The 12263-nt window shown below is 42.6% G+C and carries 13 protein-coding genes; 5 read left to right on the top strand and 8 right to left on the bottom strand.

The window, feature by feature from the left end; all coding sequences use genetic code 11:
* Positions 1–215: 215 nt before the first annotated feature.
* The 6 genes from IM322_RS18950 to IM322_RS18925 all read right to left on the bottom strand — a co-directional run bounded on the left by IM322_RS18950 (position 216) and on the right by IM322_RS18925 (position 6207).
* A complete protein-coding gene (locus IM322_RS18950) occupies positions 216–1181 on the bottom strand; it encodes a permease (protein WP_287672029.1) in 966 nt (321 codons plus the stop codon).
* A 106-nt stretch (positions 1182–1287) separates the two neighbouring features.
* Positions 1288–2625 carry an anthranilate synthase component I gene (locus IM322_RS18945; RefSeq protein WP_286825761.1) on the bottom strand — a complete coding sequence of 446 codons (1338 nt, stop codon included), beginning with the start codon at positions 2623–2625 and terminating at the stop codon, positions 1288–1290.
* A 129-nt stretch (positions 2626–2754) separates the two neighbouring features.
* Positions 2755–3132 (bottom strand): hypothetical protein, encoded by a 378-nt coding sequence (locus tag IM322_RS18940; RefSeq protein ID WP_045360581.1) that lies wholly within the window; start codon positions 3130–3132, stop codon positions 2755–2757.
* Between the two features lie 36 nt (positions 3133–3168).
* Positions 3169–4887 (bottom strand): ABC1 kinase family protein, encoded by a 1719-nt coding sequence (locus IM322_RS18935; protein WP_287672027.1) that lies wholly within the window; start codon positions 4885–4887, stop codon positions 3169–3171.
* 171 nt (positions 4888–5058) lie between these two features.
* Positions 5059–5784 (bottom strand): Uma2 family endonuclease, encoded by a 726-nt coding sequence (locus IM322_RS18930; protein ID WP_287672025.1) that lies wholly within the window; start codon positions 5782–5784, stop codon positions 5059–5061.
* 183 nt (positions 5785–5967) lie between these two features.
* A complete protein-coding gene (locus IM322_RS18925) occupies positions 5968–6207 on the bottom strand; it encodes a hypothetical protein (RefSeq protein ID WP_287672024.1) in 240 nt (79 codons plus the stop codon).
* A gap of 8 nt (positions 6208–6215) precedes the next feature.
* Between IM322_RS18925 and IM322_RS18920 the strand changes: the two genes are divergently transcribed.
* Complete coding sequence (locus IM322_RS18920) at positions 6216–6482, top strand: glutaredoxin family protein (RefSeq protein WP_286825700.1); 267 nt, start codon at positions 6216–6218, stop codon at positions 6480–6482.
* Positions 6483–6485: 3 nt separating this feature from the next.
* On the opposite strand, the gene IM322_RS18915 is transcribed toward IM322_RS18920, so the two are convergent.
* Both IM322_RS18915 and IM322_RS18910 read right to left on the bottom strand, forming a co-directional pair.
* Positions 6486–7667: a serine hydrolase gene (locus tag IM322_RS18915; protein WP_287672023.1), complete on the bottom strand. Its 1182-nt coding sequence runs from the start codon at positions 7665–7667 to the stop codon at positions 6486–6488.
* A gap of 27 nt (positions 7668–7694) precedes the next feature.
* Positions 7695–8495 carry an RNA methyltransferase gene (locus tag IM322_RS18910; protein WP_287672022.1) on the bottom strand — a complete coding sequence of 267 codons (801 nt, stop codon included), beginning with the start codon at positions 8493–8495 and terminating at the stop codon, positions 7695–7697.
* A gap of 36 nt (positions 8496–8531) precedes the next feature.
* On the opposite strand from IM322_RS18910, the gene IM322_RS18905 reads away from it, so the two are divergent.
* From IM322_RS18905 to IM322_RS18890, 4 genes are all read left to right on the top strand, one after another.
* The gene (locus IM322_RS18905; protein WP_158198517.1) at positions 8532–8687 is read left to right on the top strand and encodes a DUF2256 domain-containing protein; all 156 of its coding nucleotides are present in this window, start codon (positions 8532–8534) and stop codon (positions 8685–8687) included.
* A gap of 169 nt (positions 8688–8856) precedes the next feature.
* On the top strand, positions 8857–10005 hold the full coding sequence (locus IM322_RS18900) for a glycosyltransferase family 4 protein (RefSeq protein WP_287672021.1): 1149 nt from the start codon (positions 8857–8859) through the stop codon (positions 10003–10005).
* A 9-nt stretch (positions 10006–10014) separates the two neighbouring features.
* Complete coding sequence (locus IM322_RS18895) at positions 10015–11349, top strand: TrkH family potassium uptake protein (RefSeq protein ID WP_287672020.1); 1335 nt, start codon at positions 10015–10017, stop codon at positions 11347–11349.
* A gap of 88 nt (positions 11350–11437) precedes the next feature.
* Positions 11438–12127, top strand: coding sequence for a potassium channel family protein (locus IM322_RS18890; RefSeq protein WP_061432893.1), 690 nt, complete (start codon positions 11438–11440; stop codon positions 12125–12127).
* Positions 12128–12263: the final 136 nt, after the last annotated feature.

Below are 12263 nucleotides of genomic sequence, written 5' to 3'. Positions count from 1 at the left end.
TAGTTGAGAGTTTCTGAAAAGTAAATGCCTAACCCTAGTGGATTAGAGATGAAGATTGATTGAATGAACGAATCATAGTCAATCACATAATCACATCAATCATAGTTAAGACCATGGGAAAATAGGGTCTGTAGGCGCACGGATTTTCCATTATATATATAGTATCATGTCAAGGGGCTTTTGTCAAGAGAAAATTTTTCTGACCCGGAAGGAATTCAACCTAGATAAAAACTGAGGATCAGAGCCACTAAAAAAGTCATTAACAGGCATAAAATTCCGAAATAAAGGACGATTTTAGGACGGAAAGCTGATAGGAGGAGGATAAAAGCTTTAATATCAATGAGGGAAGCGACCAGTAAAAAAGCGAGAGTGGAACCCACAGAGAGATTAGTAATTAAAGAACCGGGGACAAAAGTGCTAAGACTGGCATTAACAGCGAGGGTGAAACCAAAAAACAACTGCACGAGAATTTGAGTAACGGGAGTATTCCCCCAGGCAATTAATTGACTCTGAGGTAATAATAGCTGAAAGACACTAGCGATCGCACAGCCAATAATTAATAATCCCCCTAATTCCAGTGCTTCATCGATAAAGTTATCGAGAAATAGCTGCAGAGAAATTGGCCAAGCTTGCCTATCTCTAGTTTTATACTCATAAACAAGATTGCCGACTCTTTGTAGGGGTTGACCGGCTGCTTCCTCCGGTAAAAAACTACCGGAAAGAACTAAACTTGATTCTAGGGGAATTTCGCTATCGGTGCGGGGTTTTTCCCGATAGAAACTAAAGAGAGTACCGATAACAATTGCCATTAACCAGACCGAAAGCGATCGATAGAAGAAAATACTAGAATAGGTGAAAGTCTGCCAAGTTAGCCAAAGAGTGACGATATTTAGGGTAGGTGCAGCGGTGAGAAAGCTAAACACCACCCCTGGGGGTACTCCCTCTAATAAGAATCTTCTAGCGACGGGAATCGTGCCGTATTGTCCGACCGGTAGGATTAATCCGATGGCACTGCCAACGATCGCTCCTAACAGTCGATTACGGGGAAATATCGCCGCTAATCGCTGTTTATTGACGAAAACCAGCAAAAAACTGGAAACGGCTGCCCCGAAAAGTAAAAAGGGAAGGGAGGTCAAGACTAAACTAAGAAAAAAAGTAACTGCGATAGAAATTTGATTCATGAATAGGGTTCAAGATCGGAAGCTATCCTACAAAATAGCAGATAAGGTAAAAAGTAAAAAGAGCGGTTTTAGATGCAACAATAGGTTAGTTTGTTGAAATCAAAAATTAAAAAGAACGTAAAGCGATTAATTGTGCCTCAGCTTTATGAAGGGATTCTAACCATTCTTTTTCGGGATCGCTATCGGCAACTATTCCCGCTCCCACTTGTCCCCAAACGGTGTTTAAATTCCCTTGAGCAGTCATTAATAGGGTACGGATGAGAATATTCAAATCTAAATGACCCCGTAGGTCAATATAGCCACAGGAACCATAGAATAAATTACGTCGCACCGGCTCCAATTCTTCGATAATTTCTAGACAACGAACTTTCGGACAACCGGTAATTGTTCCCCCCGGGAAAAGAGCTTTAATTAAATCAATAGCATGATACTTTTTATCTAATTTTCCTTGAACATTACTGACCAAGTGCATAACGTGACTATAACGCTCGATCGTCAGTAATTCATCAACATCAACCGATCCCCATTCACAAACTCTACCCAGATCATTACGTTCTAGATCCACTAGCATAATATGCTCGGCGCGTTCTTTTTTATTAGTTAATAGTTCCTCGGCCAATTGTCGATCGAGTGCCTCAGTTTTACCCCGGGGACGGGTTCCTGCGATTGGTCTAGTGCTGGCTATTCCTCTTGCTAATTTCACCAATCTTTCGGGAGAACAACTAATCATTTCGCCCCAAGGGGTGCGCCAATAACTGGCAAAAGGAGAAGGGTTAATCTGTTGTAAACTGCGATAAATTTGCCATCCTTTTGCCTTAGTTGTGCTTTGAAATCTTAGGGATAAATTTGCTTGAAAAATATCGCCTTTTCTGATATAATCTAAGGCTTTTTTAACAGCTTTTTCGTAGTCGAGTTGAGAAGTATAAAAGATTAAGGGAGAGGGATGAGGATCGATCAACTCAAAATCGGGGTGATTGGTTAAAGATTGTTCGTATTTATCTAAATCTTCGGGTTTAGTGGCAGCTAACCAGAGAATTTGTGCTTGGTGATCGAGAATAGCAAAACTGTCCGGTTCGTACCAATAAGCGACGGGAAAAGGGAGATTATCAGCTTTCGTGCTGGGTAATTTTTCTATTTCCCAAGCTAAATCGTAGCCTAACCACCCCAACCAACCGCCATGGAAGGGAAGATGATCGGGAAGAACATCGGATCGGGTTTGGGGGAGTAAACTGCTTAAAAAGGGCAAAATTTCCCCTAGTGCGGGGGTCCAAAACTGACGCGGGGAACCAGCACAAAGAGAGTAACGGGAGAGGGAATTACCCGGATAGGGACTTTCTAGTAAAGTAGCGATCGCATCTTGGGAGAATAAACAGGCAAAAACCTCAGAACCAGTGCGCTGATGTAGAGGAAGAGATCGCCAATGCCATGCTAAAGGTTTTTGCATCTAAAATCGCGGGCCAAAATAGCTGGTAAATTGGGTATAAATAAGGGTTTGGTGTTAGTTGTGGGGTAGTTGATCTTTCCTATCTGCTAACACCTATTCTCTTAGTCCTAAATGTTGGCTGTCTACTAATTATCCCCGATAATCGAGGTCAATTTCTTTAGAACCGCCGCGCTGTAATTGGCCTAATAATTCCCCTAACTGACTCCAAACCAAACCACCGATAAAGATAGTCATGGGGAGAGAGATAGCGTAGGCAACCCAACCATTGAGAATAAATATATCTAATCCCGAGGCGAGGAAAAGACAGATTCCGATACAAATACCGATAAAAGGAATTTGTAAGGAACTGGATTTTAAAAGATTTTGATCGTCCGAGCCCTTATTTTTATACCAATTGTTAACCACTTGCTTGAGACTAGCTTCAAAAGCAGCCCCGCAGGTAATACCGATAAATAAACCGGCAACAACCAGAAAATAGGGCGGTTGGGGCAGAAAATAATAATCCATAGAAAAAGTGATTAACCGATGATGACCTTAAACACTTTAACGCGAACTGGTTTCTCGCGGAAGGACAGCGGCCACACCTTGGGACGATAATTCCCGAAAAGCGCTCATGGCCACATCCAAGAGTCGCCGCGGTTGCAATTCTCCTTGGATTAAACCCCAGAGACGTTGTACTTCGGCGGTATGGAGACGGTCATCTTCCGTTAAAGCTAATAGCAATTGACGACGCAGATAACGACCTTCTTCCGAGAGAAGAAAAGTGATGCCTAATTGCGCGGTGGGCAGTAAATCGAAGTTACTTTCCGAGCGAGCCATTGTAATCATGTTTTCTAGGCGTTGCCACTGGAATTTACCGTCTTTGAACAGGACATCCAGTAAACGCCGGCGCAGTTGCGGCGATTCCCCGGTCAGGAGACGTTTAGCGACGTAGGGATAGGCCACTTGGACGATTTTGAAGTTAGGATCGAGGGTGAGGGCTGCCCCTTCTTGGGTGACGAGGGAACGAATAATCAGGGCGAATTTGGCGGGAATCCGGAAGGGATACTCGTACATCAATTCGGAGAAATCATCGGTAATGGTGCGGAAATTGAAGTCACCGACCCTTTGACCGATGGCATTGCCTAAAACCCGTTCTAGAGCCGGAATAATTGGTTTTATATCCGTTTCTGGGGTTAAAAATCCCAGCTTGACAAAGTTGCTGGCCAGGTTTTCGTAGTCTTTGTTAATTAAATCGACGACGCAACTGGCGAGGGTTTCTTTAGTTTCCTCCTCTAACTGGTCCATCATGCCAAAATCGATATAGGCCATGCGACCATCAAAGGTGGCGAAAAGATTACCCGGGTGGGGGTCAGCGTGGAAAAAGCCGTGTTCGAGGAGTTGCTGTAATCCGGAGGTTACGCCGATTTTAACGATATTATTGGGGTCCAATCCTAAAGCTTTGATGTTCTCGGTATCGGTGAGTTTATAGCCATCAATCCATTCCAGGGTGAGGACGCGGCGACCACTATAACGCCAGTAGATACTGGGAACTTTAACTTCGGGGTTATTTTGGAAGTTGGTGGCGAATTTTTCAGCGTTGCGACCTTCGTTTTGATAGTCGATTTCCTCAAAGAGTTTGGTGCCGAATTCATCCACAATCAGGGTGAGGTCGTGGCCGAGATTGAGGGGTAATAAACGACCGAATTTTTGGGCAGCCCAGCGCATTAGGTATAAATCGAGGCTTAAAAGCGCCCGCAGCCCGGGTCTTTGCACTTTAACGGCTACTTCTTCGCCGGTGGGTAGAATAGCTTTGTAAACCTGTCCTAAACTAGCGGCAGCTACCGGGGTGGGGGATATTTCTCGATAGGCTTTTTCTACGGACATTCCCAATTCTGTCTCGATAATGGCAAAAGCAATGTCGTTATCGAAGGGGGGAAGTTGGTCTTGCAGTTTAACTAATTCGTCTAAAAAGTCTCTGCGAACGAGGTCGGGACGGGTAGAGAGAGCTTGACCGACTTTGATGAAGGTGGGACCTAAACAGGTGAGAATTTGCCTAAGTTCGCTGGCACGCCGGTATTTATTGGCTTCTTCTTGCTTTGTCCATTTGTCCCAGAGGAGACTGAGGAGAAATAATCCTAAAGACCAAATAATCACGAAAGCGCGACCGAACAATTGCCAAGGTTTGTAACGGTATTGTTGAGCGATCGCGTCTGCACTGTAAGGAGTGAACTGTGTTTCTTCTCGTTTCCGGTCAGTTTGACTGTCTTGATGCCGACTCACAAGCTAATCTCTATATATCTTACGCCACTTGATATTGTAGCTAAGTTCTTGGCATCGGTATACAAAACTACACATTATTTAATAATTGTTATAATTCCCTGAGAAATCATAAGTATTTATGGCTGGACTGCCGGGGTGAGTTGGGCTGCCCTAACACCCCCAACCGGATATTTAAGCAATTTCATCGGGATTAATGCCCAATTCTCGCAGCTTTTGGGCTAATTTTTCCGCCCGTTGTTGTTCTCTTTCTTTGGCTAATCTTTCCTGTTCTTTGGCTAATCTTTCCTGTTCTTTGGCTAATCTTTCCTGTCGGGCCGACTCTTGAGGGGTGGGAACCAATTCACCCGATTCGGTGAAATAGCGCAATTTATTGGCAAAAATTCCTAAATATAATCCTAGTTGCTTACTCCATAAATAACCGTTTTCATTGGGGGTAATCGGTTGGTATTGTCCCTCGATTAAAGTGAATCCTTGCCATTCTAAAGTATTGGGATCAAACCAAAAATATTCAGGAGTCCGGAAAGTATGCTGATATAGTTCCTTTTTGGCTTTTCTGTCCACATTAGCGGTGGAATCGGAGAGAATTTCGATGATTACATTGGGATATTTACCCCCTTCTCCCCAGACAACCCAACTTTTTCTAGGACGTTTTTCCGTATCTAAAACCAAGAAAAAATCTGGTCCACAAAAATCTCGCTGTTTCAGTTGCCTTTCGTTATAATATATGGTCAAATTGCCCGAGGCATAGTAATCGTTTCTATCTTGCCAGAGCCAATCAAGACAAGATAATAATAAAATAATTTGTTGTAAATGCAGATCACTTTCCACGGGTGGTTCATCACTCCATAAATCGGTGGGAGGACAGACAATATCGGTAGCAATATCTAGGGTTGTCATCGTTTATAAACCCATTGAGTCAATTTGGGGTGATTCTAGCAACAAGGCACAATCAATACAATTATATTATAAGTCCGATCGTTTTGCTTGTATATAGGGTGTGCTGAAAAAGTTTGTTGGTGGGGTTAGGAGTCGGTTGGAGAAGTCAGAATACCATGACCTCAATTTCCTTCGTTGAAGGACTTATAAAAACCAGAAGAAAGCAATTAAAATAACAGTGAGAGTGGCGGCAAAAATGAGAGCGTATTCAATTTTTTTATTGATAATACCAATAACCATGACTAGGGTAATTGCCAGAAGAAACACACCGATATAGACTAGATCTTGAGTACCCGAATTAACTAAATTATTATTTAAAGTCGGTGTGGGTGTGGGAGTTTGTAGAATTGTTGATGAGAGACTAATCGTGGAGGTAATGAACATAAATATTTATGACTACCATAGAACTAATTTTATACAGTAAACCGGACTGTCATCTTTGCGAAGGGTTGCTAGAGAAACTAGAAAAAATCCGTCAACCGGAGTGGCAGTTAGAAATTAGGGACATTACCAGTCGAGAGGATTGGTTTAACGCTTATCAGTACGAAATCCCCGTCCTCTGTCAAAAACTGGCCAAGGGGGAAAAAATCCTTCCTCGTCTTTCCCCCCGGGCAAATGCCGAACAATTGGCCCGTCTTTTAGCCAATAATTTAACCTAGGGGCTAATTACCCGGACCAGGAATAACGACCGGACTAGGAGAGGGAGAAGACTGGGCGACCGGTTGCGGTTTGGCTGCGGGTTGAGTTTGATACCATTTAAAGTGTTGGTAGGCCGTGCGCGATATTTGTTGAATCAGAGTCCTAGCGTTGCTATCATTGTGGGGACGTTTCACCATCACTGCTCCTAGATAGCGTTTCCCGTTGGGCATATCAATAATCCCCGCATCCGCTAACATCGAGCCAATATCACCGGTTTTATGGGCAATATCGGCGGATTTCTCGATACCTTGCGGTAGGAGGGTGCGAGTGCGCGTTTCCTGCATAATATTCAATAGACGATCGCGGGAACGTAAACTGAGTAATTCCCCTTGATTAACTTTTCCTAAGATTGTCACCAAATCTCTCGGACTTGTGGTATTGGTTCCTTCCAAGTCTGGTAAAGCGTTATTAATTACCGTACTGGTCAAACCCCAAGCTTGAAAACGCTGATTAAGAGCCTCTTTGCCGCCCATGCGCTTAATTAACATATTAGTAGCGGTATTATCGCTAATTACGTTCATTTTAGTGGCGGTTTCTAGGGCAGTATAGGTTTTATTCACTCCTAGATACTGCATATCCCCGGACCCACTGGCCAGGACATCCTTAGTGGCCACAAGGGTTTCATCGAGACGAATTTTTCCCGCATCCACATCCTCGAAAAAGGCGACCAGAATCGGGATTTTAATCGTACTAGCGGCAGCAAAAATAGTATCTCCGCGAAAATTAGCGTAAGCACCGTTATCGAGGTCAATAAATAAAGCTCCCGCCTGTAATTTCGGATATTTGACCGCTAAAGCCTGTAATTTCTGGTTGAGGCTGCTGAGATTTTCGTTTAAAACTAACGTGGTCGGTTTTGGGGTGACGGGTTTAGGAGTCGGGGAATTAGTAGCGGTGGGTTTTGGGTGTAGAGGTAATTTGCTCGGATCCACCACGGTTAAAACCGTACCAGCGATCGCACCTAAACCGACACCAAGGATAGAGAAGCGAAGAACCTGAAGGAGAAAAGAGGAGATTAGGTTAGTTTTACGCTGTTTTTTTGCCTTTTTAACCGGTAAAGACTTTTTTTTGTTGTTTGAGTCCATGGACCTAGGGGACTTAAGGCCAGATTGGACTTTAGTAGGACGACGAGTTACTTGACGAGTCACGGTTTTCCTCAAGGGTATCCAGATTTATTATCGATCGCTAGGAGAATTTTTTTTCTTGCCCTTGAGACTATCAAGACCGAGAAAAAGTTGCCCGATACTTTCAATATGACCGATAATGCCCCGCAGCAGGGCTAATTCCTCCACCGTGGGCCGGGCCCGATGATAAAATTGCCGGAATTTCTCCATCCTAGCGGTGGCGGTGTGGGGGTAAAGATAGCCAATTTTGAGCAAAAAGCTCTCCAAGTGCTGATAATAGCCTTCTAGAGCCTCAAAAGTGGCATTAGGGGGCGTTTCTAACGGGGGTTCGAGCCTATTTTCCGTGGCCATTTGGTACAGTTCGTAGGAGCAAACCGCCACCGCTTGGGCGAGATTGAGGGAGGAATATTGAGGATTAGCGGGAATACCGACAAAACGCTGGGCGTGGTTCAGTTCGCTGTTACTTAAACCCCGGTCTTCTGGCCCGAAAATTAAGGCCGATTCCAGGTTAGGGGTGAGTAACCAGGGTAAGGCAGTCTGGGGTGTTTCGAGGGGAGTATTCAGGTGACGGGGTTTCGAGGTGGTGGCAATGATGCGATGACAACCCTGCAAAGCTTCCGCAAGGGTGGCTACCTGTGAACAGTTTTCTAGGACTTCAATCCCGTGTACTGCCATGCGTCGCGCTTCTTCTGCAAGGATATCACAGGCAGCATTGACGATAATTAAGCGACTTAAGCCCATATTCCGCATAATTCTGGCAGTGGAACCCACATTTAAGGCTCCGGCCGGTTCAACCAAAATAATTCTCAGGCGATCGAGCGGGGAACTCTGATTATTTTCATCTACACTCATAGATAAGGCGCAGTTTTTGACTTTTTAATTTTAATCATGGCACGTCAGCCCTCGAAGTCCGATCTTCCCAGTAAAATTTGTCCCGTTTGCGGTTTATCGTTTACTTGGCGCAAAAAGTGGCAAAATTGTTGGCATGAGGTCAAATACTGTTCAGAACGCTGTCGTCGTCGCAAGTCCTCGACTAATGAGTAAAAAGCCGAGAATTTTAACTATGAGATAGGCACTCTTGCAAAAGGCAATTTTTAGCTGAGGACTTAGATGGGTAATTAATTTTGCTTAGGTACTCTATTAGCTTTTAATTTTACGGTTAATTTAGTAAGCTAATACTTGGCTAAATTAACTTTTTCTTAAGAGAATCTGAATGCACATTGCCTGGTTAGGAAAAAAATCTCCTTTTTGCGGTAACGTTACCTATGGGCGAGAAGTGACTAATTCTCTGCTCGATCGAGATTATCAAGTCAGTTTTCTGCATTTTTCTTCCGAAAAACCCACCGTAGGCGATTGGCCTGACTTTTACGACGAAATCACCCTGCCACGTCTCTATAGTTCCCAAGTCTATACTATTCCCACCCTGAAATCGAGTCGCGTTCTACAGGATAAACTCAGGGAACTGAAACCCGATCTAGTTCATGCGTCCTTACCCCTGTCTCCCCTCGATTTTCTGCTACCAGAAATTTGTGAGTCTTTAGATTTGCCTCTGGTGGCGACTTTTCACCCGGCTTTTGATAGTAAAATTCGCAATCTGATTTCTAGTACCCAATTATTAACCTACCAACTACACGCCCCTTTTTTAGCTAATTACGATAAAGTAATTATTTTTTCCACTTCTCAACGGGATTTTTTAGTTAAATTGGGGGTTCCCGAAGAAAAATTAGCAATTATTCCCAATGGGGTTGATGTTAATAAGTATTGTCCAGGACCATCGAATATTAAAGCTCAATATAATGCCGATTGTTTATTTGTTTATCTCGGTCGGATCATGCCGGAGAAAAATGTAGAATCTTTATTGAAAGCTTGGAAAAAAACCAATTTAGGTGATAGATGCAAACTGCTCATTGTTGGCGATGGTCCGTTAACTCCTTCCCTTAAACCTTTTTATGGAGAAGAAGATGGTATTATCTGGTTAGGTTTTATCGGCGATGAAAATAAACGAATTGAAATTTTGCGCGGGGTTGACTGCTTTATTTTGCCCTCATTAGTGGAAGGTTTATCGATTTCCCTCTTGGAAGCGATGGCCTGCGGTGTTGCTTGTATGGCTACGGATGTGGGGGCCGATGGGGAAGTGTTAAAAGGTGCGGGAATAGTTCTAGATACTAAAGGACTAATTACCCAATTAAAAACTCTCTTGCCCGTATTACGAGAGCATCCTGAATTAACAACAATTTTAGGACAAAAAGCCCGTCAAAGAGTTTTAGACTCTTACAGTCTCAGCAAAAATATCGATCACTTACAGTTAGTTTATCAAGAAGTGTTAGCCAAAAAACAATCTTCTCTTAGCTACTTTCACTAAGGAATTTATATGACGATTGCCCGGACAATTTGCTTGGGATTTATTGCGGTAATTTTAGCGGGAACTTCCCTGTTGATGTTGCCTGTTTCTACCACTAGCGGCACTTGGAATGACCCAATTGTTGCCCTCTTTACCTCCACTTCTGCCGTCTGTGTAACCGGTTTAGCAGTAGTAGATACGGGTACTTATTTTTCTTTTTGGGGTCAATTATTTATTGCTTTATTAGTGCAAGTGGGTGGACTGGGATATATGACCACTACCACTTTTTTAATGTTATTAATTGGGCGAAAATTTGACCTGAGACAGAAGTTAGCAATTCAAGAATCCTTTGATAGACCTTTCCTACAAGGTAGTCAAAGTTTAATGAAATCAGTGATTGCTACTACTCTAGTTTTTGAGTTAACAGCAACTTTGATTATGTTAACTGTCTTCGCCCAAAAGTATGATTTTAGATATGCGGTGTGGTTATCTTTATTCCATAGTATTAGTGCTTGGAATAATGCTGGTTTTGGCTTGTTTAAAGATAACTTGATGTCCTATCAATCCTCAATTATTATTAACTTAGCTATCACAGGATTGATCATTTTTGGAGGTATCGGTTATCAAGTAATTATCGAGTTTTATACTTGGTCTATTCACCGCTTTCGATATAAAAGAAAAGGCTTTGTTTTTTCTCTTAACTATAAAGTTGCTATCAGTACAACTATATTTTTATTAGTGATGGGAACATTGGCTTTTTTATTTACTGAACAGGGAAATGGTGACACTTTGGCTAATTTATCAATTAAAGATAAATTGCTGGCTGCTTGGTTCCAATCGGTAACATCGAGAACAGCAGGATTTAATACCATTGATATCGGGAAAATTTCCGTAGAAGGTTTATCAATTACCATCGCTCTCATGTTTATAGGAGCCAGTCCTAGCGGTACAGGGGGAGGTATTAAAACCACAACTTTTAGGATTTTATATAACTGTACTCGCTCGGTTTTAAGAGGCCATGAAGAAGTGACTCTCTATCAAAGACGAATTCCTATGCCGTTAATTTTAAAGTCAATGGCGGTGGTTTTTGGTTCGGTTATAGCGATTATTATCTCCACCCTAGCTATCTCATTTGTGGAGACAGATTTTAAAATGATTCAACTGTTTTTTGAGGTAGTTTCTGCCTTTGGAACTGTCGGCTTATCTATGGGTATAACCGCAGCTTTATCGCCGATTTCTAAGTTAATTATTGTTTTTATGATGTATCTGGGACGGGTAGGAGTTATACTTTTAATAGCGGCTATTATCGGCGATCCGAAACCAACAGTGATTAATTACCCCGAAGAAAACCTTTTAGTGGGATAATTAATATCAGTTATCAGTTACCAGTTTCTCCTGTCTCCTCACTCATTGACACTAGCATTTTAAATGCGTAACAGTTTAACTTAAAATTATGCAATCAATTAAATTTTTTAGTAGTATGCGTCCCCAAAATCGTCAATTTGCCGTCATCGGATTAGGCAGATTTGGGCGCGCCGTCTGTGAAACCTTACGCAAACAAGGTTATCAAGTGGTAGCGACAGATATTGACGAAGGATTAGTAGCACAAGCGTTATCTGATCGAATAGTAGATAATGCGATCGAGCTTGATTCTACCAAACCTAACGCCCTGCGAGAAGCGGGAATTTTTGAAACTGATACGGTGATTGTCGCTATTGGTAAATACGTTGAAGAAAGTATCATTACTACTCTCAATTGTAAGGAAGCAGGGGTTAATTTTGTCGCCGCTAAAGCCTCCACAGAAATCCATGGAAAATTACTAAAAAAAGTTGGTGCAGATTTAGTAGTTTTTCCCGAATACGATGCCGGTTGTGAGTTAGCGCACCGTTTAACTAGACCATCAATTTTAGAACGATTTGATCTCGATCCCGAACATAGTATTGTTGAGTTAAAAGTCCCGGAAGCTTTTCACGGTAAAACCCTAGCAGAGTTAGAAATTCGTAATCGTTATGGGTTAAATATTGTCGCTGTCGGTAATGCGGAAAAATTCAAGATTAACCCCAATCCCCAAGAAAGATTACACAAGGATTTAGCAATGGTGGTGATTGGTTCTAACCGAGATATTCAGCGTTTACCGATTTGACACTCCCCGCTCTAAAGAGACGGGGATTCTTGGTTCACAGAGATTACTTGCTTAGACAGAATTGCTTCTGAAAAAGTAGAGGTATTCTCTCCCCAAGCGTTTATTGGGTCGAGCCCAAAGGTTCCGGTATGCCCTA

It is taken from the genome of Microcystis sp. M109S1, assembly GCF_020247025.1.
Taxonomy (GTDB): domain Bacteria; phylum Cyanobacteriota; class Cyanobacteriia; order Cyanobacteriales; family Microcystaceae; genus Microcystis.
The sequence above is the reverse complement of the archived record's forward strand: the minus strand, read 5'-3'. Positions and strand labels throughout refer to the sequence as shown.

What these genes read in the sequence shown, in the direction of transcription:
- IM322_RS18950 (WP_287672029.1), bottom strand. Translation starts at nt 1,181, where the DNA reads ATGAATCAAATTTCTATCGCAGTTACTTTTTTTCTTAGTTTAGTCTTG.
- IM322_RS18945 (WP_286825761.1), bottom strand. Translation starts at nt 2,625, where the DNA reads ATGCAAAAACCTTTAGCATGGCATTGGCGATCTCTTCCTCTACATCAG.
- IM322_RS18940 (WP_045360581.1), bottom strand. Translation starts at nt 3,132, where the DNA reads ATGGATTATTATTTTCTGCCCCAACCGCCCTATTTTCTGGTTGTTGCC.
- IM322_RS18930 (WP_287672025.1), bottom strand. Translation starts at nt 5,784, where the DNA reads ATGACAACCCTAGATATTGCTACCGATATTGTCTGTCCTCCCACCGAT.
- IM322_RS18925 (WP_287672024.1), bottom strand. Translation starts at nt 6,207, where the DNA reads ATGTTCATTACCTCCACGATTAGTCTCTCATCAACAATTCTACAAACT.
- IM322_RS18920 (WP_286825700.1), top strand. Translation starts at nt 6,216, where the DNA reads ATGACTACCATAGAACTAATTTTATACAGTAAACCGGACTGTCATCTT.
- IM322_RS18910 (WP_287672022.1), bottom strand. Translation starts at nt 8,495, where the DNA reads ATGAGTGTAGATGAAAATAATCAGAGTTCCCCGCTCGATCGCCTGAGA.
- IM322_RS18905 (WP_158198517.1), top strand. Translation starts at nt 8,532, where the DNA reads ATGGCACGTCAGCCCTCGAAGTCCGATCTTCCCAGTAAAATTTGTCCC.
- IM322_RS18900 (WP_287672021.1), top strand. Translation starts at nt 8,857, where the DNA reads ATGCACATTGCCTGGTTAGGAAAAAAATCTCCTTTTTGCGGTAACGTT.
- IM322_RS18895 (WP_287672020.1), top strand. Translation starts at nt 10,015, where the DNA reads ATGACGATTGCCCGGACAATTTGCTTGGGATTTATTGCGGTAATTTTA.
- IM322_RS18890 (WP_061432893.1), top strand. Translation starts at nt 11,438, where the DNA reads ATGCAATCAATTAAATTTTTTAGTAGTATGCGTCCCCAAAATCGTCAA.